Annotated in this window: 13 protein-coding genes; 8 read left to right on the top strand and 5 right to left on the bottom strand. The window is 63.4% G+C overall.

Annotated elements, in window-relative coordinates:
* The first annotated feature begins 21 nt into the window (after positions 1 to 21).
* Entirely contained in the window at positions 22 to 990 is a 969-nt protein-coding gene (gene corA / locus J3U95_RS17235; protein ID WP_208279897.1) for a magnesium/cobalt transporter CorA, read from the top strand.
* Here corA and J3U95_RS17230 read toward each other — a convergent pair whose 3' ends face one another.
* Together J3U95_RS17230 and J3U95_RS17225 are read right to left on the bottom strand one after the other, a co-directional pair.
* The gene (locus tag J3U95_RS17230; RefSeq protein ID WP_208279896.1) at positions 991 to 1,869 is read right to left on the bottom strand and encodes an EamA family transporter; all 879 of its coding nucleotides are present in this window, start codon (positions 1,867 to 1,869) and stop codon (positions 991 to 993) included.
* Positions 1,866 to 3,485 (bottom strand): NAD(P)/FAD-dependent oxidoreductase, encoded by a 1,620-nt coding sequence (locus J3U95_RS17225; protein WP_208279895.1) that lies wholly within the window; start codon positions 3,483 to 3,485, stop codon positions 1,866 to 1,868. The genes J3U95_RS17230 and J3U95_RS17225 overlap by 4 nt, the downstream gene beginning before the upstream one ends.
* Positions 3,486 to 4,151: 666 nt before the next feature.
* Here J3U95_RS17225 and J3U95_RS17220 point away from each other — a divergent pair.
* The 4 genes from J3U95_RS17220 to J3U95_RS17210 all read left to right on the top strand — a co-directional run bounded on the left by J3U95_RS17220 (position 4,152) and on the right by J3U95_RS17210 (position 14,475).
* On the top strand, positions 4,152 to 7,214 hold the full coding sequence (locus tag J3U95_RS17220) for a TonB-dependent receptor (protein WP_208279894.1): 3,063 nt from the start codon (positions 4,152 to 4,154) through the stop codon (positions 7,212 to 7,214).
* A gap of 671 nt (positions 7,215 to 7,885) precedes the next feature.
* Entirely contained in the window at positions 7,886 to 9,628 is a 1,743-nt protein-coding gene (locus J3U95_RS28385) for a TonB-dependent receptor (RefSeq protein WP_229519894.1), read from the top strand.
* Positions 9,529 to 10,923 carry an outer membrane beta-barrel protein gene (locus J3U95_RS28380; protein ID WP_229519893.1) on the top strand — a complete coding sequence of 465 codons (1,395 nt, stop codon included), beginning with the start codon at positions 9,529 to 9,531 and terminating at the stop codon, positions 10,921 to 10,923. The genes J3U95_RS28385 and J3U95_RS28380 overlap by 100 nt, the downstream gene beginning before the upstream one ends.
* A gap of 660 nt (positions 10,924 to 11,583) precedes the next feature.
* Positions 11,584 to 14,475, top strand: a complete 2,892-nt coding sequence (locus J3U95_RS17210; RefSeq protein ID WP_208279893.1) for a TonB-dependent receptor — start codon at positions 11,584 to 11,586, stop codon at positions 14,473 to 14,475.
* Between the two features lie 76 nt (positions 14,476 to 14,551).
* Here the strand turns inward: J3U95_RS17210 and J3U95_RS17205 are convergent, their stop codons facing one another.
* On the bottom strand, positions 14,552 to 15,277 hold the full coding sequence (locus tag J3U95_RS17205) for a 16S rRNA (uracil(1498)-N(3))-methyltransferase (RefSeq protein ID WP_208279892.1): 726 nt from the start codon (positions 15,275 to 15,277) through the stop codon (positions 14,552 to 14,554).
* Between the two features lie 133 nt (positions 15,278 to 15,410).
* On the opposite strand from J3U95_RS17205, the gene tkt reads away from it, so the two are divergent.
* From tkt to J3U95_RS17190, 3 genes are all read left to right on the top strand, one after another.
* Positions 15,411 to 17,408 carry a transketolase gene (gene tkt / locus J3U95_RS17200; RefSeq protein ID WP_208279891.1) on the top strand — a complete coding sequence of 666 codons (1,998 nt, stop codon included), beginning with the start codon at positions 15,411 to 15,413 and terminating at the stop codon, positions 17,406 to 17,408.
* 88 nt (positions 17,409 to 17,496) lie between these two features.
* A complete protein-coding gene (gap, locus tag J3U95_RS17195) occupies positions 17,497 to 18,510 on the top strand; it encodes a type I glyceraldehyde-3-phosphate dehydrogenase (protein ID WP_208279890.1) in 1,014 nt (337 codons plus the stop codon).
* A 478-nt stretch (positions 18,511 to 18,988) separates the two neighbouring features.
* Positions 18,989 to 21,733, top strand: a complete 2,745-nt coding sequence (locus J3U95_RS17190; RefSeq protein ID WP_229519892.1) for a TonB-dependent receptor — start codon at positions 18,989 to 18,991, stop codon at positions 21,731 to 21,733.
* A 93-nt stretch (positions 21,734 to 21,826) separates the two neighbouring features.
* Here the strand turns inward: J3U95_RS17190 and map are convergent, their stop codons facing one another.
* Both map and J3U95_RS17180 read right to left on the bottom strand, forming a co-directional pair.
* On the bottom strand, positions 21,827 to 22,591 hold the full coding sequence (map, locus tag J3U95_RS17185; RefSeq protein WP_208279888.1) for a type I methionyl aminopeptidase: 765 nt from the start codon (positions 22,589 to 22,591) through the stop codon (positions 21,827 to 21,829).
* 155 nt (positions 22,592 to 22,746) lie between these two features.
* Complete coding sequence (locus tag J3U95_RS17180; protein WP_208279887.1) at positions 22,747 to 25,656, bottom strand: TonB-dependent receptor domain-containing protein; 2,910 nt, start codon at positions 25,654 to 25,656, stop codon at positions 22,747 to 22,749.
* Between the last annotated feature and the right edge of the window lie 290 nt (positions 25,657 to 25,946).

The raw sequence follows: 25,946 nt of genomic DNA, 5'->3' as shown, positions 1-25,946 counted from the left end.
CCCGCTCTACCTTTTCACCCCATGCTGATCAACTGCGTCGCCTACCAGGAAGGCAAGAAACTGTGCGATATCCCGGTCGAGGATATCAGCGAATACCTGAAACAGGATGACACCTTCGTCTGGGTCGCCCTGCGCGACCCGGCCCCCGCCGACATCTCCGTGATGCAGGAAGAATTCGGCCTGCACGAACTGGCGGTGGAAGACGCGCTGCGCGGCCACCAGCGGCCCAAGCTCGAGGAGTACGGCGACTCGCTGTTCGTCGTGGTCCAGATCGTGGAGCTGGCCGGGGACGAACTGAACGTCGGCCAGCTGGCCGTGTTCGCCGGCGAGAACTACGTGCTGTCGGTGCGGCGCGACGCCAACCAGGGTTTCCTGGGCGTGCGCGCGCGCGCCGAGCGCGAGCCGCATCAACTCAGGAAGGGCGCCGGCTTCGTGCTGTATGCGCTGGTCGACGCCGTGGTGGACCGCTACTTCCCGGTGGTCGACATGCTCGAATCCGAGCTCGAATCGATCGAGGACCACATCTTCGGCATGCAGGGCAAGCAGCGCGCCAACGTCGAGCGCCTGTATGAACTCAAGCGCAAGGCGCAGACCCTGCGCCACGCCGTGGTGCCGCTGATGGACGCCGTCGGCCGCCTGTACGGCGGCCGGGTGCCGGGCGTGGTGGTCGAGACCCAGGATTACTTCCGCGACGTGCACGACCACCTGTACCGCATCGCCGGCCGCCTGGACGCGGTGCGCGACACCATCAACACCGCGATCCAGGTGACGCTGTCGATGGTGGCGATCGAGGAGAACGAAGTGAGCAAGAAGCTGGCCTCGTACGCCGCGATCTTCGCCGTGTTCACGGCCTTCGCCGGGGTGTGGGGCATGAACTTCGAGTTCATGCCGGAGCTGAAGTGGAAGTGGGGTTATCCGCTGGCGCTGTTGACCATGGTGGGGGTGTGCGCTTACCTGTACCGGCGATTCAAGAAGGCCGGCTGGCTGTGATCAGCGCCGGTCGGCGGTCGCCGCCGCGCCGGCGCAAGCCAGCGTCACCAGCGCGATCGCCAGCCATTGCAGCGTCGTGAGCCGTTCGCCCAATAGGAGAAAACCCGCCAGCGCCGCCACCGCGGGGCCGGCGCTGACCAGGATCCCGAACACGCGCTGCGGCAGGCGCTTGAGCGCCTTCATCTCGAGCGTATAGGGCAGGGCCGACGACAGCAGCGCCACCGCCAGGCCGCCGCCCAGCACCGCGGGCGCCAGCAGGTCACCGCCGGCGTGGCTCACGCCGAACGGCACCACGAACACGCAGGCCGCCAGCAGCCCCCAGGACACGGCCTGGCCGCCGTCCAGCGTCGACACCCGCTTGCCGAACACGATATACATCCCCCAGCAGAACGCCGCCGCCAGCGCATAGGCGACGCCGGCCGGGTCCAGCGCCGCCACGCTGTCACGCACGGGCAGCAGCAGCCACAAGCCCGCGCCGGCGAGGATCACCCACAGGAAGTCGCGCGCATGGCGCGAGGACAGGATCACCACCGCCAGCGGCCCGGTGACTTCGATCGCGACCGCGATCCCGAGCGGAATGCGTTCGAACGAGCGGTAGATGAACAGGTTCATCGCCCCCAGCATCACGCCGTAGATGACGAGATTGGGCAGGTCGGCGCGGCGCAGCGGAAAGCGCCATGGCCGCACGATGGCGAGCAGGATCAGGGCCGACAAGCCGACCCGCAGCGCCACCACGCCGGCGCTGCCGACCGCCGGAAACAGGCCCTTGGCCCAGGCGGCGCCGGCATTGACCGACACCAGCGAACCCAGGATGGCCAGCGCGGGCGCGGCCACGCCCTGGGCGCCAGTGGCGGCGCGTGCGTTCACCTGGTCATTCACTTGGCTGCCATCGCTCGGGCCACTGCCTCGGCCACTCGGATGCCGTCCACCGCCGCCGACATGATGCCGCCGGCGTAGCCGGCGCCTTCGCCGGCCGGGAACAGGCCGCGCGTGTTCAGGCTTTGCAGGTCGTCGTTGTTGCGCCTGATGCGGATCGGCGACGAGGTGCGGGTCTCGACGCCGGTGAGCACCGCGTCTTCCTTGTAGTAGCCCTTGATCTGCTTGTCGAAGGCGACGAAGGCTTCGCGCAGCGCCACAATCGCATAGTCCGGCAGCGAGGTCGCCAGGTCGGTCAGGTGCACGGCCGGGCGGAACGAGGGAATCACGGCGCCGAACTCGGTCGAGGGCCTGCCTTTGACGAAGTCGCCCATCAGCTGTCCCGGCGCGTCATAGGTGCCGCCGCCCAGCACGAAGGCGCGCGATTCGAGCTCGCGCTGGAAGTCGATCCCGGCCAGCGGGTGGCCGGGATAGTCGTCGGGCGTGATGCCGACCACGATCGCGCTGTTGGCGTTGCGCTCGGCGCGCGAATACTGGCTCATGCCGTTGGTGACGACGCGGCCTTCCTCGCTCGATGCGGCGACCACGGTGCCGCCCGGGCACATGCAGAAGCTGTAGACCGAGCGCCCATTGGATGCGTGGTGCACGATCTTGTAGTCGGCGGCGCCGAGCAGCTTGTTGCCGGCGTTCGGGCCGAAGCGGCAGACGTCGATCAGCGACTGCGGGTGCTCGACCCGGAAGCCGATCGAGAACGGCTTGGCTTCGATGTACACGCCGCGGTCGTACAGCATCTGGAAGGTGTCACGCGCGCTGTGGCCGATCGCCATCGTCAGGTGGCGGGTCGCGATCTCTTCGCCGCTGGCGAGGCGCACGCCGACCACCTGGCGCACGCCGCCGGTCTCCTCGATCAGCACGTCGTCGACGCGGGTCTCGAAACGGATCTCGCCGCCGAGCCGGATGATCTCGGCCCGCATCTGCTCGACCATCTTGACCAGGCGGAAGGTGCCGATGTGCGGCTTGCTGACGTACATGATCTCTTCGGGTGCGCCGAAGCGCACGAACTCGGTCAGCACCTTGCGGCCGTGGTGGTTGCTGTCCTTGATCTGGCTGTACAGCTTGCCGTCCGAGAAGGTGCCGGCGCCGCCTTCGCCGAACTGCACGTTCGACTCGGTATTGAGCTTGCGCTTGCGCCAGAAACCGAAGGTGTCGACGGTGCGCTCGCGCACGATCTTGCCGCGCTCGAGGATGATCGGATTCAGGCCCATTTGCGCCAGGACCAGCGCCACGAACAGGCCGCAGGGGCCGGTGCCGACCACGACCGGACGCGGGGTGCCAGGGGCCGGTTTGCCCACCTGCACGAACTTGTAGTCGACGTCGGGCGAGGGCATCACGTGCTGGTCGCTCTTGAGGCGCGCCAGCACCGCCGCCTCGTTGCGCACCTCGGCATCGATCGAATAGATCAGCACGATGGCGGCCTTCTTGCGCGCGTCGTAGCTGCGCTTGTAGACGGTGAAGTCGACCAGGTCGGCGCCAGGTACGCCGAGGCGGGCCAGGATGGCCTCGCGCAGGGCGGTTTCAGGGTGGTTCAGGGGGAGTTTGAGTTCGTTAATACGCAGCATGGAGGGTGGTTGCTGGTGAGGCAACAAAAAGGAAGCGGACAAGGCGCTATTTTACTTGGCGTCATCGGGGCCGTGTGCGGAAAGCGCCTGGCGCCGGCCGGACGGGTTGCGTACTGACCGTCACCCATAGATTCGCCAAGACTGTCGGTTGGATTTTTGTATAAGTATGGGTTTTCTTGGCTGTGCTTTATTAGTAGAACAAATATCCTTATGCTCTAAACGATGGTTTTTATACAAGCGAAATTAGGTAAATGTGACACTTGACCAAATGTTATTTGCATAAAAAGCAGGCAATCATCCTGTAAATACGACACTTGTCTGACAAAACATGATTTTTGACAGAAAATTGCGCGCGACCTCATGTCTGGTGCATGAGAAGGCCAAAATTGTGCAGCGCCGCACCAAATTGGGTGAATTTTATTTGTCTACGGTTCTGGCTCATGGGAGAGTGTTGTTTATATGCATACGATCAAAGTGTTACATTGACACAAGAACTTGGCCCATGTTCTGATGAATCCAGACAACGAAACGGCGTCATCAGTTAAATGAATATGCCGTCAGTTGTCGCGGGGAGAGAAAAAGTCATGTAAGAGTGACTTGTGCCCACAACTAAAAACCAGAACCGGCCACTTCATGAGAGCGGCCGACAAGAGGACAGGAAATCGCATGTTGAAAAAAACCGTATTGGTCCACGCACTGAGCATCGCCTTCGGCGGCGCCGCGCTGGGCCTGGCCGTGATGTCGCCGGCAATGGCGCAGTCGAATGCTTCCGGTAGCGTGTTCGGTACCGTCGCCCCTGGCAGCAATGTCCAGATCCTGATCGAGAACCCGGACATCGGCATCCGCCGTACCCTGACCCCGGACGCGCAGGGCCGCTTCGTGGCCAGCTCGCTGCCGAGCGGCGTGTACCGCGTGACGCAGCTGCGCGACGGCGCCAGCGTGGCGACGGTCGAAGTCGAAACCGGCATCGGCCGCAACGGCGAGGCGATCTTCGCCGGCGCCCCGGCCGCCGGCGGCGGCGCCGTCGTGCAGGTGACCGGCCGCCGCGCCACCATCGACACCAGCAGCGCCGGCAGCAGCGCCACCTTCAACGCACGCGAACTCGCCTCGCTGCCGATCGGCCGCAACGTCGAATCGATCATCCAGCTGGCCCCGAACACCACCACGGCCGACACCCGCTTCGCCGGCGGCGCCTCGTTCGGCGGCGGCGCGGCCTCCGAGAACTCGTACTACATCAACGGCTTCCCCGTCACCAATCCGCTGACCGGCCTGGGCGCGGCCCAGCTGCCGTTCGGCGCGATCGCCGAGGCGCAAGTGCTGACCGGCGGCTTCGGCGCCGAGTTCGGCCGTTCGATCGGCGGCGTGGTCAACATCGTCACCAAGAGCGGCACCAATACCTGGGAAGCGGGCGGCCTGGTGACCTGGGAGCCGAAGTCGCTGCGCGCGACCCCGTACGACATCTACTATGGCCGCACCGGCACCCCGAACAATGCCGCCACCGACGGCACGCTGCGCCTGGCGCGCGCCGAGAACACCGTCGACCGCAAGGTGTACGGCGCCTACGTCGGCGGCCCGATCATCAAGGACAAACTGTTCTTCTTCGCCGCGGCCGAAAAGCACGATACCGAAGAGGGCCTGGTCAACGGCTTCCGCGTCGCCACCAACAACGGCGCCGTCGGCTGGCGCGACCGCGACACCAAGGTCGAGCGCTATATGGCCAAGCTCGACTGGAACATCACCGACAACCACCGCATCGAATTCACCACGATGGGCGATACGCCCGAAGTGACCAGGGCGGACAGCGGCTTCGACTACGCCACCCGCACCCGCACCGGCGCCGTCAGCTCGACCCAGCGCCTGGTCAACGTCGACAACAACGGCGCCAAGCTCAACACCCTGCGCTACGTCGGCAACCTGACCGACGACCTGACCGTCACCGCGCTGTACGGCCGCTCCAAGTCGACGCACGAAAACTACTTCACCGGCTACAACCCGGACCTGTTCCAGATCTCGTCGACGGTCGACGCCCGCGCGCCTGGCCTCAGCTACAACAACCCGCAAAACATCAGCGGCAACATCCTGGCCCCGGGCTCGGAAGACATCGTCGACTCGGGCCGCTTCGACGTCGAATGGCGCCTGGGCCGCCACACCCTGCGCGGCGGCTTCGACCAGACCAAGGTCGAGTCGGTCGCGGCGGGCGAATTCATCGCCGGCGGCGGCCGCTGGGATTACTTCCGCGCCAGCAACCCGAACGCGCAGATCGAGGGGCCGAGCGGCGTGATGATCCCGTCGCCGGCCAGCACCGGCAGCCCGCTGGGCAGCCAGGGCTATTACGTAACCCGCAACCTGTTCTCGACCGTCACCAACTCGTTTGGCGAACAGAGCGCCTGGTACCTCGAGGACCGCTTCCAGGCGACCCCGAACCTGCTGCTGACCCTGGGCGTGCGTAACGAGTCGTTCAAGAACCAGAACGACACCAAGACCACCTTCCTGGAGATGAAGAACCAGATCCAGCCGCGCCTGGCTGCGGTGTGGGACGTCAACGGCGACGCCAGCCTGAAGGTATACGGCACCCTGGGCCGCTACTCGGTCCCGATCCCGACCCATATCTCGGTGCGCGGCGCCGGCCGTTCCACCTATACCGCCCAGTACTACACCTATACCGGCACCGACGCCAACGGCGCGCCGACCGGCCTGGTGCAGCTGAGCGAACCGCTGTCGAACAACAACGAATATGGCCAGGACAAGGTTGTCGAGACCCTGGCGGCGCGCGATATGGATCCGCAATACCAGGACGAGCTGACCTTCGGCTTCGAAAAGGCCTTCTCGCCATCGCTGAACTTCGGCGCCAAGGCGATCTACCGCAAGATGCGCTCGACCATCGACGACTTCTGCGACGTGCGTCCGTTCGAGCGCTTCGCCGAAGCCAACGGCATCGAAATCACCAACCCGCTGTGGGGCAACACCTGCCAGACCTTCAACCCGGGTGAGGACAACGAGTTCCTGGTCGACTTCTCGGGCGACTTGTCGCGCCTGACGCCAGTGAACCTGACCGCGGCCGACCAAGGCTTCGACAAGCCGAAGCGTACCTACAAGTCGATCGAGACCTTCCTGGAGCATCCGTTCCGCAATGGCTGGTACGCCAAGGCCAGCTATACCTGGTCGAGCAACAAGGGCAATACCGAAGGCCAGGTGCGTTCGGATAACGGCCAGGCCGACGTCGCCGTCACCTCGTCGTGGGACTATCCGGAGCTGATGGAAGGCGCCTACGGCTACCTGCCGAACCACCGCAAGCACCAGCTGAAGGCATTCGGCTTCTATGAAGTCACGCCGGAAGTCGTGGTCGGCGCCAACGTGCTGATCGCATCGGGCCGTCCACGCAGCTGCATCGGCAGCGCCGCCAATCCGGGCGACTCGCCGAACTATGCGAACCAGACCTTCTACTGCGGCGGCCTGACCCGCTCGCAGAACGTGCTGACCCCGCGCGGCACGGTGGGCAACCTGCCGTGGGAACACCGCTACGACCTGAACGTGGCCTACAAGCCGAACTTCGTCAAGGGCCTGCAGTTCCGCGTCGACGTGTTCAACGTGTTCAACAGCCAGGTCGTGCGCAACGTGACCGAGGCCTACAACAACGGCGCCAACGTCAGCGGCCTGTACCAGACCCCGCTGTCGCTGACCTCGCCGCGTTATGCACGCTTCTCGCTGATGTACGATCGTAAGTTCTGATCTTGAGTGGCGGTCGCGAGGCCGTCGCCAGCCAGAAGGCCGCTCTTCGGAGCGGCCTTTTTTTTGCTTTTTCACATCGATTTGTGCTGGATCAACGAACTGCGCTTCTGTGCTTGCAAATTCGATGGTCAGCGGTACTGAAATCCGGTACTGATGGGCGAGTCGCCCGTTCTTCGCAATGCACTATCAATAGATCGAATATCCTCCCTTATTTCTTGGTAACTAAAAATTCACAAAATTGTCTCTATATGACATCCATCCAAAGGTCGTACGGAAAATTCCTCGATTTCGGTCCATATGTACTGCGTACATAGCCGTTCTGTGAACGGCGAAAGAAGATTTCGTTTGATGGGCAATTTGGTGCAAAAGATGGCCAATTCTGTGCATCGGTGCCCGTTTTTGGCGATTTTTATTCGGTTGGCGTAATCCGTTGTGATTTCTCATAAACAGTGTTGTTTGTATGCATACCGAAGGGAACTGTGTCATTGACACAAGAAGTTTCCCCATGGTTCTATCCGAAAAGTGCCTTTTAGTCTAATTATCAGTTAAATGAATATTTCGTCAGTGGGCCCAAGAGAGGAAAAGCAGCCAACGCTGCCTGGATCGTGATTCACATACAACCATCCGCGGCCGTTCCGTGGGAGTGGCCGACATAAGACAGGAAATCACACATGCTCAAGAAAACCGTTCTAGTCCACGCCCTGACGCTGGCATTCGGCGGCGCCGTGCTGGCCATCGGCACGATGGCGCCGGCCCTGGCGCAGTCGAACGCCACGTCGGTGGTGTACGGCGCCGTCGCCCCGGGCGCCGACGTGCGCGTCGTGCTGGAAAACCCGGCCACCGGCCTGCGCCGTACCGTGACGCCCGATGCGCAAGGCCGCTTCCAGGCCACCGCGCTGCCCACCGGCTCCTATACGGTGACCCAGTACCGCGGCGATAGCGTGGTGGCCACCACCAGGGTCGAAACCAGCATCGGCCAGAACGCCGAGGCGGTCTTTGCCGAGGCGGGCGTGCAGACGGTCGAAGTGACCGGCCAGCGCCGCAACATCGACGTCACCTCGACCTCGTCCGGCGCCACCTTCAACGCCCGTCAACTGGCCGCGCTGCCGGTGACGCGCGACATCCAGGGCATCATCCAGCTGGCGCCGAACACCACCCGCGTGGACTCGCGCTTCGCCGGCGGCGCCTCGTTCGGCGGCGGCGCGGCGTCCGAGAACTCCTACTACATCAACGGTTTCCCGGTCACCAATCCACTGACCGGCCTGGGCGCATCCCAGCTGCCGTTCGGCGCGATCGCCGAGGCGCAGGTGCTGGTCGGCGGCTTCGGCGCCGAGTTCGGCCGCTCGATCGGCGGCGTGGTCAACGTGATCACCAAGAGCGGCACCAATACCTGGGAGGCGGGCGCCCAGGTGACGTTCGAGCCGAAGAGCTGGCGCGCCAGCGAGAACGACATCTATTACGCCAACACCGGCTACAACCCGCTCACCGACGGCACCCTGCGCCGCGCCCAGCGCGAGAACACGCGCGAGCAGAAGACCTATGGCGCCTACGTCGGCGGCCCGATCGTCAAGGACAAGCTGTTCGTCTACCTGGCCGGCGAGATGATCGAGAACGATCGCGGCTACGTCGAGGGCTTCCGCACCGGCACCTCGAACGCCCAGAACGGCTGGCGCGACGATGAGCGCGAACTCGGCCGCTACATGGGCAAGGTCGACTGGAACATCACCGACAATCACCGCTTCGAACTGACGGCCCTGGGCGACCTCCCGAAGCGCACCTTCAAGGACAGTGGCTTCGACTACGCCACCCGCACCCGCAACGGCGTGGTCACCTCGACCGCCACCCGCCGCAACGTGGACGACAACGGTGGCCGCTCCGCCATGCTGCGCTATATCGGCAACCTGACCGACGACCTGACCCTGACCGCGCTCTACGGCCGTAGCGAGCTGAAGCACGACAATGCCTTCAGCAACTACCAGCCCAACATCTTCTCGACCACCTCGTCGCCGGAAAACCGCGCGCCAGGCTTAACCACGCCAACCCGCAGGCGATCACGGGCAACATCCTGGCGCCGGATGCGAAGGACAAGGTCGAGTCGGGTCGCCTGGACCTCGAGTACCGCCTTGGCGACCACAACCTGCGCGCGGGCTACGACCGCACCGACGTCGAATCGCTCAATGCCGGCGTATTCAAGGCAGGCGGCGGCACCTGGGCCTACTTCCGCACGGCCAATCCGAACCGGCCGATCGGCGTGGCCGGCGGCACGGTGCCGGCGCCCGCCAGTGGCGGCGGCCTGGGCACCCAGGGTTACTACGTGTCCAAGCGCCTGTTCTCGACGGTCACCGACTCGTACGCCGAACAGAGCGCCTTCTATGTCGAAGACCGCTGGCAAGCCACCAAGAACCTGCTGCTGACCATCGGCGTGCGCAGCGAGTCGTTCAAGAACCAGAACGACACGAAGGTGACCTTCCTCGACATGGACAACCAGATCCAGCCGCGCCTGGCGGCGGCCTGGGACGTGAAAGGCGACGGCACGACCAAGCTGTTCGCCACCCTGGGGCGCTACTCGGTGCCGATCCCGACCCACATCTCGGTGCGCGGCGCCGGCCGTTCGACCTTCACCAACCAGTACTACACCTATACCGGCGTCGACGCCAACGGCGCCCCGACCGGGCTGGTGCAGCTGACCGAACCGCTGTCGGGCAATAACGAGTTCGGCCAGGACAAGGTGGTGGCAACCCTCGCGGCGCTCGACATGAAGCCGGCCTACCAGGACGAGGTCACCATCGGGCTCGAGCGCGCCATCACGCCACGCCTGACCTTCGGCGCCAAGGCCACTTACCGCGAATTGAAAGAGACGATCGACGATTTCTGCGACGTGCGTCCGTTCGAACGCTACGCCGAAGCCAATGGCATCGAGATCACCAATCCGTACTGGGGCAATACCTGCCAGACCTTCAACCCGGGCCGCAACAATACCTTCATGGTCGACTTCTCGGGCGATCCGGCGAACCTGACCAAGGTCTCGCTCACCGCCGCCGATCAGGGCTTCGCCAAGCCGAAGCGCACCTACGCCGCGGTCGACCTGTTCCTGGAACACCCTTACCGCAACGGCTTCTATGGCAAGGTGAACTACACCTGGTCGCGCAACAAGGGCAATACCGAAGGCCAGGTGCGTTCCGATAACGGCCAGGCCGACGTCGCCGTGACCTCGACCTGGGATTATCCTGAGCTGATGGAAGGCGCCTACGGCCTGCTGCCGAATGACCGCAAGCACCAGATCAAGGCCTTCGGCTTCTATGAAGTCACGCCGGAAATCTCGGTCGGCGGCAACGTGCTGCTGGCCGCCGGCCGCCCGCGCAGCTGCATCGGCACTTCGGCCAACCCGGGCGATTCGCCGAACTACGAGAACCAGAGCTTCTGGTGCGGTGGCGCCGAAGTCCCACAAAATTTCATCGTGCAGCGCGGGACCGTCGGCAACCTGCCGTGGGACAAGCGGCTTGATCTGAACCTGGCCTACCGTCCGGCCATGCTCAAGGGCTTGCAGCTTCGTCTCGACGTGTTCAACGTGACCAATGAGCAGGCCGTGCAGAACGTGACCGAAGCCTATAACAGTGGTGACGCGGTGTCGAGCCTGTACGAAACCCCGCTGTCCTTGACCCCGCCGCGCTATGCGCGGATTTCGGTGTCCTACGATCACAAGTTCTGATCGACGATCGAAGAAACGTCGGCGTTCCCGGTGTTCTCTGATCCGCCCTGGCATTGCCAGGGCATTTTTATTTTTAAAAAGGAAACTACTTTTCTTCAAATGTTTTATATTTTGTCGAAATTGATTAAATCATCCATTCTTGTCGTCTCTTTTACGCAACTATCCCATGAGTCAGCTACATTTTTTATACATCTGGCAGCCATGCATACGGCGTACATAGCCAGTTTGCGGAAATAAATGGATATGCATGTCGATTCAACTCATCCATAATTTAATGAAACTTTCGTAAATACAATGACTTAGCGGTGTTTTGGATGCGTTCGTCCGATAATACTTGGGGTGGCGCCACTTGGCGGGCCGCCGGGAAGCCGCGACTGGCGTAATGTGCCGGTCCATCGTTTTCCACTTTTTAACAATCTGCACATCTCTTTTGCTTGTTGACGATTTTTGTTTCGATATGGTTTTATGGAATGAATCATAAGTCGTCCGATTGATGATCGGCGCCTATTGAGAGTGACTTCCCTACGACATATCTGCATATGGAACGCTTTGAAAAAGCGTCTGGATGTGGGCGAATTTGTTTTAGGGTGGCATTTTGCGCACGGTCCAAGACGCTGCGCTTGCATAAAACTATCCAAAAGAACAGCAAGGAGAAACACAATGTTGAAATTGAAGTCGATGCCGTGCGCTATCGCCTGCGTGATCGCCAGCGGCGCCCTGGCTGGCGCCGCACCGGCACTGGCCCAGGACCAAGCCGCCGCTGCAGCGCCGCAGCGCGTCGTCGTGACCGGTTCGCTGATCAGCCGCACCAATACCGAAACACCGACCCCGATCCAGGTGCTGACCGCGGCCGACATCCAGAAGAGCGGCAAGACCTCGGTCGCCGAACTGCTGACCGACCTGGCGGCCAACGGTGCCGGCACCCTGGGCACCGGCTTCGCCGGCGCCTTCGCCAACGGCGCATCGGGCATCTCGCTGCGCGGCCTGACCGTCGGCGCCACCCTGGTGCTGATCGACGGCCACCGCATGGCCCCGTATCCGCTGTCGGACGACGCCCAGCGCTCCTTCGTCGACGTGTCGGCGATTCCGTTCGATGCCATCGAGAGCATCGAGGTCCTGAAAAGCGGCGCTTCCTCGCTGTACGGTTCCGACGCGATCGCGGGCGTGATCAATATCAAGCTCAAGAAGAACCTGAACGGCACCCGCCTGTCGGCCGAAGTGGGCGACACCCAGCACGGCGGCGGCAAGACGAAGCGCGCCTCGATCAGCACTGGCATCGGCGACCTCGGCGCCGACGGCTACAACGCTTTCATCACCGCCGAATACCGCAAGCAGGACCCGATCTATGTCGCCGACCGCGAGCAGTTCGGCTACGCCAACCGTGACTGGCGCGCGCGCGGCGGCAACGACCTGACCCTGGGCGTGCCGACCAATATCAACAACTTCCTGACCGCGTCGAGCAGCCCCTTCCTGTATAACCCGTCCAATCCGAACAACCCGGCCGGCGTCACCAACGTCAACAACCCGGCCAACTATCTGTTCCTGGATCCAAACTGTAACTTCACCAAGTATCGCGCCGGTGGTTGCGCGGTGCGCGACACCGAATCGTTCATCCAGCCGCCAACCGAGAACGTCAACGTCCTGGTCGGCATGACCAAGAAACTGAGCGAAGACTGGGAAGTGCAGTTCAAAGGCTCGTTGTTCCGCCGCGAAAGCACCAACAACCGCAACGGCGCAGGCACGTCGCCGCTGGCCTTCAATCCGACCGCGTTCAACGGTACCACCACACTGGTCAACGGCGTACTGACCCCGCGCGTCGGCGCTGTGCCGGACACGACCTTCGCGCCGGGCGCCCAGGTCGGCGCCAACGTCACCAATCCGTTCGGCCAGAATGCCCGACTGTACGGCTACATCCCGGATGTCGGCGCCGCCCTGACCACCAAGAACGAATCGACCGCCACCCGCTTCTCCGCCGACCTGATCGGCAGCGCCTATGGCTGGGACGTGACCGCCTCGATCGGCGCCACCAAGGTCAAGAACGACCTCGACTATAGCGGCTACGTCAACCGCAACGCGCTCTACGCCGCACTGCGTAACGGCACCTTCAATGTGCTGGGCAATAACTCGCCGGCCGTCATGAGCCAGGTATCGCCGCGCTTCAGCAACAAGATCGAGTCGACCCTGAATTACGCCGACCTGATCGGTTCGCGCGAGCTGCTGTCGAGCTTTGGCGCCGGTCCGCTCAATTTCGCGGCCGGCCTGCACTGGCACAAGCGCGAGCAGGATGCGCCACCGTCGAGCCTGACGGCCAACGGCGCGGTCGCCAACACCTCGGCCTTCACCATCGGCGAAGAGACCAACAAGGCCGCCTTCGCCGAGTTGCAGGCGACCCCGATCAAGAACGTCGAAGTCGGCCTGGCCGGCCGTTATGACCACTACGACACCTACGGCCGCTCGTTCACGCCGTCAGCCAATTTCAAGTGGACGCCGAGCCAGCAGATCGGCCTGCGTGGCACCTTCGCACGCGGCTTCCGCGCGCCGGCTCCGGCCGAGGTCGGCAATGCAGGTTCCTTCTTCACCTTCAACGCGATCAGCGATCCGATCCTGTGCGCCAACGGCAGCCAGACCACGGCCGGCAACGTGCCGTCCGCCTGCTCGTTCAGCCCGCCATACGTCCAGACCACCAATCCTGACCTGCAGCCCGAGAAATCGAAGTCGTACACCTTCGGCGTCATCCTCGAGCCGATGCGCGGCCTGAACATGACCCTGGATTACTACAAGATCCAGATCAAGAACCTGATCGTGACCCAGGCCGGCAACGATCCGAGCTTCACCCCGACCTGGGTGCGCGGTCCAGCGGCGACGATCGACATCGCGACCGGCGTCGGCACCAACACGGTGCCGGGCATGCCTGCCGCCGGTCCGATCCTGTACGGCCTGTCGCCGTACATCAATGCCGGCAGCACCGAGACCCACGGCATCGAAGCCGACGTGCGCTATCGCTGGCGCCTGGGCGACATGGGCACCATCACGGCCAACCTCAGCGCGGCCCATACCTTCGGCTACGAGACCGAAGTGGCAGGCGAGCGTTACCAGCTGGCCGGCACCCAAGGTCCATCGTCGGTCGGCGGCGCCACCGGCAACCCGAAAGACCGCGCCCAGTTCACCCTCGGCTATGCCCGCGGCCCGCTGGACGTGACCGCCACCGTGAACTACACGAGCGGCTTCTCGACCTTCGATCCGGCCCTGGGCGAGACCGATTGCGCCTCGACCGGCACTAACGTCGGCGGCCGTCCTTACTTCCAGGGCCTGGTCCAGCCGGCATGGTACTGCGACGTGTCGTCGTTCACCACGACCAACCTGAACGTGGCGTACAAGGTCACCGAGAACCTGACCATCCGTGGCGCGATCCTGAACCTGTTCGACAAGGAAGCCCCGTATGACGTCGCCACCTACGGCAACGCGGGCAACCAGACCTCGTACAACGCCTCGCTGCACCAGCCTGGCGCGGTGGGCCGCTTCTTCACCCTGGGCGCGAACTACACGTTCTAAGCCTGCTTGATGTCCAGTAAAAAGCCCGCCGGCAGGGATGCCGGCGGGCTTTTCCTCTTCTATATAGTGCGAATCGTTACATGCCGCCCCAGGCCCCGGCCAGCACCGCCAGCGCGGCCAGCCCGGCGGTCTCGGTGCGCAGCACGCGCGGTCCCATCGACAGGGACAGGGCGCCGGCGGCGACGGCCGCGGTTTCTTCCTGCGGCGTGAGGCCGCCTTCGGGGCCGATCAGGAAGGTCACCGGCTGCGGAGCATGGTCGCGCGCCCAGCCGGCCAGCGACTGCGTTGCGCGCGGGCTGAGCAGGATGCGCACCCCCTCGGCCGGCGCCGCCAGCCACGGCTGCACGTCGAGCAGCGGATGCAGCCGCGCCAGCCGGTTGCGGCCGCACTGTTCGGAGGCGGCCACGATCACCCCCTGCCAATGGGCTTGACGTTTCTCGGCCCGCTCGCCCGACAGGCGCACCACGCTGCGCTGGGCCGCCAGCGGCTGGATCGCCGCCACGCCCAGCTCGACCGCCTTTTCCACGATCCAGTCCATCTTCGAGCCTTCCGGCAGGCCCTGGGCCAGGGTGACGGGGTAGGGCGGTTCGGCCTCGATCTCCTCGAAGGCGTCGACCGTCGCGGTCGCGCGGCGCTTGCCGGTTTCCAGCAGGGTGGCGCGGTACTGTCCTCCTTCTCCGTTGAACAGGGTGAGCGCCGCGCCCGGCTGCAGGCGCACCACGTGCAGGTGGTGGGCGACGGCTTCCGGCAGGTCGATGGTGAGGCCGGCGGCGAGCGGCTGGGGGCAGTAAAAACGGGGCATTCGGTGGGGGCGCAGCGCGCTCTTGCGTTAAAGGAATAAACCTGCATTTTAAATCGGCAGCACCCCGGTCTGGTAGAATAACGGGCTACGGCCTCGCGGGCCATCGCTTTCCAATCCCTGATCCACGATCTCCATGAAATCTACGCAAACCACCACCCTGATGGCCAACGCGATCCGCGCGCTGGCGATGGACGCCGTCCAGAAAGCCAACTCGGGCCACCCGGGCATGCCGATGGGCATGGCCGAGATTGCCGTCGCACTGTGGGACAAGCACTACCGCCACAATCCGGCCAATCCGGGCTGGTCGAACCGCGACCGCTTCCTGCTCTCGAACGGCCACGGCTCGATGCTGCACTATGCGCTGCTGCACCTGGCCGGCTACGACCTGACGATGGACGACCTGCGCGACTTCCGCCAGATGCACTCGAAGACCCCGGGCCACCCGGAAGTCGGCATCACCCCGGGCGTGGAGACCACCACCGGTCCGCTGGGCCAGGGCATCGCCAACTCGGTCGGCATGGCGCTGGCCGAATGGCTGCTGGGTAACGAATTCAACCGTCCAGGCTACGACGTGGTGGATCACTACACCTACGCCTTCCTGGGCGACGGCTGCCTGATGGAAGGCATCTCGCACGAAGTGGCGTCGCTGGCCGGCACCCTGCGCCTGAACAAGCTGATCTGGCTGTACGACGACAACGGCATCTCGATCGACGGCCGTGTGGAAGGCTGGTTCACCGACGATACCCAGAAGCGCTTCGAAGCCTATGGCTGGAACGTGATCCCGAAGGTCGACGGCCACAGCGTCGCCGACATCGATGCGGCCATCGAGAAGGCCAAGCAATCGGATCGTCCGACCCTGATCTGCTGCAAGACCATCATCGGCAAGGGCGCCCCGAACCTGGAAGGCGGCGACAAGGTCCACGGCGCGCCGCTGGGCGACGCCGAGATCGCGGCCGTGCGCAAGCACCTGATCTGGGATCCGGTCCCGTTCGACATCCCGGCCGAGCTGTACGAAGCCTGGGACGCGAAAGAGCGCGGCGCGCAGCTTGAGGCTGAATGGAATACGCTGTTCGCGGCCTACCGCGGCGCCTACCCGGAGCTGGCCGCCGAATTCGAGCGCCGCATGAAGGGCGACCTGCCGGCCGATTTCGGCAAGACCCTGGACGCGGCGATCGCCGCCTGCGTGGACAAGGCCGAGACCATCGCCACCCGCAAGGCCTCGCAGAACGCGATCCAGGCCCTGGCCCCGACCCTGCCTGAATTCCTGGGCGGCTCGGCCGACCTGACCGGCTCGAACCTGACCAACTGGAAGGAATCGGTGCCTGTGCGCTCGGGCATCGCCGGCAACCACATCAACTACGGCGTGCGCGAATTCGGCATGTCGGCGATCCAGAACGGCGTGGCCCTGCACGGCGGCTTCATCCCGTTCGGCGCGACCTTCCTCACCTTCTCGGACTACAGCCGCAATGCCCTGCGCATGGCTTCCCTGATGAAGGTGCGTTCGATCTCGGTGTTCACCCACGATTCGATCGGCCTGGGCGAAGACGGCCCGACCCACCAGTCGATCGAGCACGTCTCGTCGCTGCGCCTGATCCCGGGGCTGGACAACTGGCGTCCATGCGACACCGTCGAGTCGGCGGTGGCATGGGGTGCGGCGGTGCAGCGCAAGGATGGCCCATCGACCCTGATCTTCTCGCGCCAGAACCTGCCGTTCATGGCACGCGAAGCGGCGCAAGTGAGCGACATCGCCAAGGGCGGTTACGTGCTGCGCGACAGCGCCGACGCCAAGGTCATTCTCATCGCCACCGGTTCCGAAGTCGAACTGGCAGTGAAAGCGTTCGACGCGCTGGCGGCAGAGGGCATCGCCGCACGCGTGGTCTCGATGCCGTCGACCGACGTGTTCGACCGCCAGGACGCCGCCTACAAGGCAAGCGTGCTGACGAAGGGCGTGCCGCGCGTGGCCATCGAAGCCGGCGTGACCGCCTTCTGGTACAAGTACGTGGGCCTGGAAGGCGCGGTGGTCGGCATCGACACCTTCGGCGAATCGGCGCCGGCGCCGGTGCTGTTCAAGCACTTCGGCTTCACCGTCGAGAACGTGGTCGCGAAAGCGAAAGAAGTTATCGCAGCATAAGGTTTTGCTGCATGCGGGCCGTCCGGGCGGGCGGCCCGTTTTACTATGTTCGTTACGAAAAAAGTTTTTTTCTAATCAGGAGCACAGCATGACGATCAAAGTTGCAATCAATGGTTATGGCCGCATCGGCCGCAACGTCCTGCGCGCCTTCTATGAAGGCGGCAAGAAACAAGACATCCAGATCGTGGCGATCAACGACCTCGGCAACGCCGAATCGAACGCCCACCTGACCCGCTACGACACCGCCCACGGCAAGTTCCCGGGCACCGTCACGGTCGAAGGCGACAGTATGATCGTCAACGGCGACAAGATCCGCGTGTTCGCGCAGCGCAATCCAGCCGAAATCCCATGGGGCGAGCTGGGCGTGGACGTCGTTCTCGAGTGCACCGGCTTCTTCACCACCAAAGAGAAGGCCTCGGCCCACCTGAAGGGCGGCGCCAAGAAGGTGATCATCTCGGCCCCGGGCGGCAAGGACGTCGACGCGACCGTCGTGTTCGGCGTGAACCAGGACGTGCTGAAGTCGACCGACACCGTGATTTCGAACGCCTCGTGCACCACCAACTGCCTGGCCCCGCTGGTCAAGCCGCTGCATGACGCCATCGGCCTGGAAACCGGCCTGATGACCACCGTGCACGCCTACACCAACGACCAGGTGCTGACCGATGTGATGCACGAAGACCTGCGCCGCGCCCGTTCGGCCACCCAGTCGATGATCCCGACCAAGACCGGCGCCGCCGCCGCGGTCGGCCTGGTGCTGCCGGAACTGAACGGCAAGCTGGACGGCTTCGCGATTCGCGTGCCGACCATCAACGTGTCGATCGTCGACCTGTCGTTCATCGCCAAGCGCGACACCACGGTCGAAGAGATCAACGAGATCATGAAGAAGGCCGCCGCCGAAGGCCCGCTGAAGGACATCCTGACCTACAACACCGATCCGCTGGTCTCGGTCGACTTCAACCACAACCCGGCATCGTCGAACTTCGACGCCACGCTCACCAAGGTCTCGGGCCGCCTGGTGAAAGTGACCTCGTGGTACGACAACGAGTGGGGCTTCTCGAACCGCATGCTCGACACCACTGTCGCATTGATGAACGCCAAGTAATCCGTTCGTCCTCCGAGCCCTGGACGCCGTACTGGCCTCCAGGGCTTTTTTACGTCGGTATTACGTGAAAATCCATCGACAAGCCGGCTGATGCCGGTTTTTTTTGCGCAGGAGGTAGTGGCCTTTCATGCAATGCGGATGCGCTTCTGCCGAACAAACATTATTTTGGTTGCGATTCCACAACAAAATGTTTCGTGAATCACATATGTATCGCAAATAAAATGCTGCACCGCATCTATTCGTTTTACCGCCAGATTGTCCGAGGTTGTCGACAAATTGCGCGAAGTAAATACAAAAATCCCTCCAATGGCAGAGCAATACAAAGTTACATTTGGATTAAATTGCGTTACATAAACTTAGCTCACTTGCATAATCAAGACGCGTCGTGGCGCCGGGCAGGGGAGACACATCCTGGGTGTTGCGAGCGCGTCTTATCACCGTAAATAGTAGAAAGATGCCAATGATGTTGAAAGAAAAGATGGGTGCCCGCGCAGTGCGGCTCGCCTTCGGCCTCGTAGCCGGCCTCACAGTTACCCAAGCAGTTGCCCAGGACGCGCCGATCCAGCGCGTCGAAGTGACCGGTTCCGCGATCAAGCGGATCAACGTCGAAGGCGCACTGCCGATCCAGACCCTGAGCCAGGAAGCGATCGCCAAGACCGGCGCTACCAGCGTCGCCGAACTGATCCAGACCCTGCCAGCGATGCAGGGCTTCACCATCGGCGCCATCGCCGCCGGTACCAACTCGGGCGGCCGCGTCTCGGCATCGATCCACGACATCGGCGAATCCTACACCCTGGTGCTGCTGAACGGCCGCCGCCTGGCGCCGCAAGGTTCGGGCAGCACCGTCAACCTGCAGGCCATCCCGATGAGCGCTGTCGAGCGCGTCGAGATCCTGACCGACGGCGCATCGGCGCTGTACGGCTCGGACGCCATCGCCGGCGTCATCAACTTCGTCCTGAAGAAGAACCAGCAGGGCGGCGACATCGAAGCCAACTACAGCCAGCCGACCGCCGGCAAGGATGGCGGTTCGCGCTACGTCGCGGCCACCTACGGCTTCGGCGACCTGGACAGCGACGGCTGGAACGTGCTGGTCAGCTACCGCCGCGACGAGCAGGACCAGATCCTGTCGACCAAGCGCGACTTCGCGAGCACCGCCTTCCGCACCTTCTCGCGCAACGGCACCAACTACGTCTACGACAACACCAGCACCGCCTCGGCGCCGGCCAACGTCACCGTCGCGTTCCGCAACCCGGCCGGCGTGCCGGCGCTGCCATCGGTGGGCTTCTCGCCTTACCTGCTGGCCAACGGCGGTTGCCCGGACCTGAACGTGGTCAGCATCAACAACAACGGCACCACCGCGCGCAACTGCACTTTCGACTACATCCAGACCGTCGAGATGGTCCCGGAAAACAAGCGCGACAGTTTCTTCGTCAAGGGCACCAAGAAGCTCGGCGACAACTGGGAAGCGTTTACCGACATCGCTTACTCGCGCTTCGACCTGACCGCGCGTATCGCACCGAACACCGCGCCATTCTCGATCGCCAACGGTTCGGCGCAGTTCAACCAGTACGTCGCGCCTTACCTGACCGCCGAGCAGCTCGGCCGCGTCAACACCGTCTCGGGCAACTACCGCGCCTATGACTGGGGCACCCGCGACAGCCAGACCATCACCGAGTCGAAGCACGCAGTGGCAGGCCTGGACGGCGAGATCGCCGGCTGGACCGTCAGCGGCGCGCTGACCTGGTCGGAAAACTCGATCGACGAGCGCTATGTCGGTGGCTACATGAAGAACGCCGAGTTCCGTTCGATGCTGGCCACTAACGCCTTCAATCCGTTCGCCCCGATCGGCCAGCAGAGCGAAGCAACCCAGCAACTGATCAAGAATTCGATCTTCCACGGTTCGATCCGCGAAGCGTCGACCACCCTGAAGGCGGCCGACGTGCGCGGTTCGCACGAGCTGTTCGCCCTGGGCGGCGGCATGGCCCAGCTCGCAATCGGCGCCGACTACCGCGAGTACCACTACCAGCAGGATCCGTCGGCCGATGCGGTCAATGGCGTGATCTACAACTTCAACGCCCCAGCGCGCTACGACCTGACCCGCGACAACGCCGGCGCCTTCGCCGAAGTGCTGGCGCCGATCACCAAGGAGATCGAAGTGACGGCCGCGCTGCGCTACGACACCATCTCGGAGATCGACGACGCCGTGCGCGGCCGCAAGGTCGGCAGCGACCACTCGAAGAGCACCTACAAGGTCTCGGCGCGCTGGCAGCCTTCGCAGCAGCTGCTGTTCCGCGGCTCATACGGCACCGGCTTCAAGGCGCCAGACATGCTGGACATCGCCCAGCCGCTGGTCAATGCCGGCTTCACCGCGTCGTCGTGGGGCTGCCCGATCCAGGATCCGACCCTGTGCCGCCCAGGCACCACCCAGTACAACGTGCTGTCGACGGGTAACGAGAACATGCGTCCGGAAACCTCGAAGCAGTTCACCGTCGGCATGCGTTTCGAGCCGTCGTCGCGCTTCTCGGCAGGCCTGGACCTGTGGGACGTGAAGATCAAGGATGCGGTGAGTGCGGTCAGCGAGCAGCAGGCCTGGGCTAACCCGGACCAGTTCCGCCAGTTGTTCAGCACCTACACCGAACCGGCAACCGGCAACACCTACTGGGCCTTCCTGCGCTCGTCGGTGAACATCGGCCAGACCCACAACCGCGGCATCGACTGGGACCTGACCGGCCGCCACCGCTTCGGCTTCGGCAACCTGACGGCGACCCTGAACGGCACCTACATGCTGAAGTCGGACTACACCCGCGCCGGCACCGCCAACGACTGGACCAACAGCCTGAACTACTTCGGCACCAACAATGCCGTGACGTTCCGCCACATCGTCCGCCTGTCGACCACCCTCGACACCGGCAAGCTGTCGAACTCGCTGATCGTCAACTACCGCAACGGCTACACCGACGCGGCGGCGACCGTGCGTAACCTGGACACCGGCGTCAACGTGACCGGCTTCCGCCTCGAGGTGCCGTCGTTCACCACCTTCGACTGGCAAGGCCGCTATGCGTTCACCGATGCCTTCACGCTGCGCGCCGGCATGAAGAACATCTTCGACCGCAAGCCGCCTCTGTCGCTGCGCGCCTCGTCGGGCCACCAGGTCGGCTTCGACCCGCGCTACGCCGATCCGCTCGGCCGCCAGCTGTACGTCACCGGCAACTACAAGTTCTAAGTTGCCACGACTCCTGCCCACGGTACGCCGCGGGCAGGACAAAAAAAGCCGGGTTCCGCAAGGAATCCGGCTTTTTCACTCATACGGATCGCCTCAGGCGTCCGGCCACGGCGTCAGGATCTCGAAGCCGTTCTTCGTTACCACGATCATGTGTTCCCACTGGGCCGACAGCGAACCGTCGCGCGTCATCACGGTCCAGCCGTCGTCGAGCTGGATCACGTCCTCTTCTCCAATATTGATCATCGGCTCGACCGTGAAGGTCATGCCTTCCTTCAGCAGCAGGCCGGTGTTCGGGCGGCCGTAATGCAGCACCTGCGGCTCTTCGTGGTAGACGCGGCCGATGCCGTGGCCGCAGTAGTCGCGCACCACCGAGTAGCCGGCGCCTTCGGCCAGCTTCTGGATCGCGTGGCCGACGTCGCCCAGGCGCGCGCCCGGACGCACGGCGCGGATCCCGGCCATCATCGCCTCGTACGTCGTGTCGACCAGCTTCTTCGCTTCAGGACTGGGCGTGCCGGCGAAGTACATGCGGCTGGTGTCGCCGTGCCAGCCATCCTTGATCACGGTGACGTCGATGTTCACGATGTCGCCATCCTTCAGGACGTCCTTCTCGCTCGGGATGCCGTGGCAGACCACGCCGTTGATCGAGGTGCACAGGGTCTTGGGGAAGCCGTGGTAGCCGACGTTGGCCGGCGTGGCCTTCTGCACCTTTCGAATGTAGTCGTGGCAGCGGCGGTCGAGTTCTTCGGTGGAGACGCCGGGCACGACGTATTCCTTGATCATTTCCAGCACTTCGGCGGCGAGGCCGCCGGCGACGCGCATCTTGGCGATGTCTTTATCGTTCTTGAGTTTGATGGTCATACAGTGGGGATTCGGGGGACGCGTGGCGCGGGCAAACCGCCATGATACCGCGTTGCCGGCGCCAGGGTGGGGCGCCCAACAAAAAATGCCCGGCCGGCAAGGCCGGACGGGCATTCGGTCAGCTTCCGAGGAGGGGGTCTTGCGACCCCGTTCCATTAGAAGTTCTGGGTGTAGCGGACGTAGAAGAAGCGGTCCAGCGACAGGTCGGCATCGACTTTCGATGCGTCAGCCGCCGATTCGTACACGACGCGAGGCTTCTTGTCGAAGACGTTGTTCACGCCGACCAGGAAGCGGCCGTCCCACGAGGTCTTGTAGCCGACGCTCAGGTCATGGATGGTGACCGAGCCCAGCTTGTTAGCGCCGGTGCCATAGGAGTAGCTCTTGTATTCAGGCATGTTGCACTCGATGCCTTCGTCCACGTCCCAGCAGCTGTCCTTGACCGGGCTGTAGTAACGGAAGCCCCAGGTGGCGCTCCAGTTGCCCAACGACCAGTCGATCGAGGTGTTCGACTTCACGCGGTTGTAGAAGTACAGACCGGCGTAGTTGTTCCACTCGCTGCCAGCGCCGTCGCGGGTGCGGAACTTGTCGACGTACGAGGTTTCGTTACGGAAGCCGAACTGGCCGTAGGCGGTGCGTGGCAGGCGGTACGAGATCGCCAGGTCCAGGCCTTCGGTTTCCATTTCGCCCAGGTTGGCGTTGCCGCGCGACAGACGGTTGATCTGGCCGGTCACTGCGTCACGACCGATCACGCCGCAGTAATTTGCATTGCCACGGATGTAGCATTCTTCGGCGACGTAGTCGGCGCCGATGGCGGTGATGCGGTTTTCGATCGAGATGTTGTACCAGTCCAGGCCGACGCTCAGGCCAGGCACGAACGATGGGCTGTAGACGAAGCCGACGGTCTTGGTGGTTGCGGTTTCAGGCTGCAGGAATTCGTTGCCCGCGCCCGAGTTGAACGCCACCAGCGACTGGGTGCCGCCCGAGCTCGTGATCGGGGTGCCTGCCTGCATCAGCTGACGGTAGGTCGGGCTGGTGCCAGCGGCGACGCAACGTGCCTGGACAGCAGGATTGCGCGCTGCTTCGCCGAAGCGGGTGTCGCATGGATCCAGGAAGGTATCGAACGACTGCGAACCGCCGCCCGAGATGTCGTCCAGGGTCGGAGCGCGGAAGCCTTCAGCCCAGGTACCGCGGACCAGCACGTCCTTGACTGGCTTGTACATGAAGCTGAACTTGCTGTTGTTTGTCACGCCGAAGTTGCTGTAGTCCGAGTGACGGGTCGCCACGTTGAAGCTCAGCAGTTCTGCGAACGGCTGGTTCTTCAGCACAGGCACGTTCAGCTCGGCGTACGCTTCGCGCACGGTGTAGCGGCCGTAGGTCGGCTGGCCCGACAGGTTGGTCGAATAGCCCGACTGCGAGAACTGGTCAGGAACGTCCGAACCCTTGACTTCGCGGTGCTCCAGGCCGACTGCCAGGCCGACGGCGCCGGCTGGCAGCTGGAACAGTTCGCCGGCCAGGTCGGCGGTAGCGCTGTTGATGGTCGAACCGTAGGTCTTGGTGCCGGTCGAGTTGACGTAAGCCAGCGCTTCCGGGGTCGACGCGGATGGGCCACCCAGGATGTCCCATGGGGTGCACGAGCCGAGGGCGATCGGATTGTCCGGGGTGCCGCACTGCACGACGCCGGAGGCGTTCATGAACGACGGGCCCAGGGCCTGCTTCAGGTTCAGCAGGTTGATGTTGCCGCTGTCGGCCGCGGTGCCCGACACCTTGTTGTGGTTGTAGCCGACGCTCCAGTTCCACGCCAGATCCTTGACCGTGAATTCACCTTCGAGGGTGGCGTCGATGTGCAGGGTGCGGTTTTCGTTCTCGGTCAGGCGCGGCAGTTCGATGGTGCGGCGCTGGAAGAACAGGTCCTGGCCCAGGCCGGCGCCGGCGACTTGATTGCCGTACGGATTGTAGTAGCTATCCTTGTCGATGTAGACCGGGTAGTTGGCCTGCGAGGTCGACTGCAGCGGGTAGCCGGCGATCTGGCGCAGCGCTTCACGCTGCGAATACATCGCGGTGGTCTTCAGGCGCATGTCCTTCGGCAGGGCGACTTCGCCCTTGACGAACAGCGTATCGAGCTTGCTCGGCGACAGCAGGTGCATGTCCTGGCTCGAGTTGTACTTGTCCTCGTTCAGGCCGGTGTAGGCGTGGTAGTTGTTCGGGTCGCGCGAGTTGGCGCCGACGCCGTTGCCGGTCCAGTCGCCGGTGTGGTTCAGGTACTTGTTGAAGCCGCCAGCTGCGGCGCTGGTCAGCGAGCCGCCATTGGCCGGGTTGACCGGGGTGATGCGACCCCATGGGCCGGCGCCGAAGCCGTCATATGGGTGCGCAGGACCATAGGAGGTCGAGGTCTGTGCACGGGTGCCAGGCCACACGACGCCTTGCTCGGTGTGCGACAGGCCGAACATCAGCGATGCCTTGTCGTCGCCTGCGCCGTAGGTCAGCGAGAAGTCCTTGTTCTTGCCGTCGTTCTTTTCGTTCTGGCCGGTGTACAGGGACAGCTGGCCGCCCTGCATGTTTTTCTTCAGGATGATGTTGATCACGCCTGCGATCGCGTCCGAGCCGTAGATCGACGAAGCGCCATCCTTCAGGATTTCCATGCGCTCGATCATGGCCGACGGGATGGTCGACAGGTCGGTGTAGCCGGCAACGGTCTGGGTCCAGCGCTTGCCGTCCACCAGGACCAGCAGGCGGTTCGCGCCCAGGTTGCGCAGGCTGACGTACTGGCCGCCAGCTTCGGTGTTCGAGGTCAGCGAGCCCGAACGGCTGAAGTCAGGAGCACCAGCCGACGACAGGTTGTTCAGGACGTCGCCCACGGTGACCAGACCGGATTTCGCGATCTGTTCCGCGTTCATGATCTGGATCGGCTGTGCGGTTTCCAGATCGACTTGGCGGATACGCGAACCGGTCACTTCAACGCGTTGCAGGGGTGCCGAAGCTTCCTGTGCGATCGCTGCGGTCATGCCGAGGGTCATGCCGCCGAGGCAGATCGCACGCACCGAGCGGGACAAGAGTGTTTCCATCATGTTGCAAAACTCCTAGGGGTGAAAACGCGGCGGCACCACGGGGAAGGGCACTGCCACCGAAAAATGTCGCGAAGCGACTCGCTGAAAATCGCCAACGGATTGGTCAATTGACTTTTCAAGGCAGCAATAAAAACACTCGCAGTGCATGACTGTCAACGCTAAAACGTCTGCATAACGAATGTGTTGCAGAAATGTGTATTTATAGATTATGGATTTGACAAGTAATTGACTGCCAAGTCAATAATTGATCTAAATTTGGAAACACGAAAAAAAACCCGCCCGGCTTGCGC

The sequence above is a fragment of the Massilia oculi genome, from assembly GCF_017582745.1.
Taxonomy (GTDB): domain Bacteria; phylum Pseudomonadota; class Gammaproteobacteria; order Burkholderiales; family Burkholderiaceae_D; genus Telluria; species Telluria oculi_A.
Note: the sequence above shows the minus strand (reverse complement) of the source record. Positions and strands in the feature narration are given on the sequence as shown.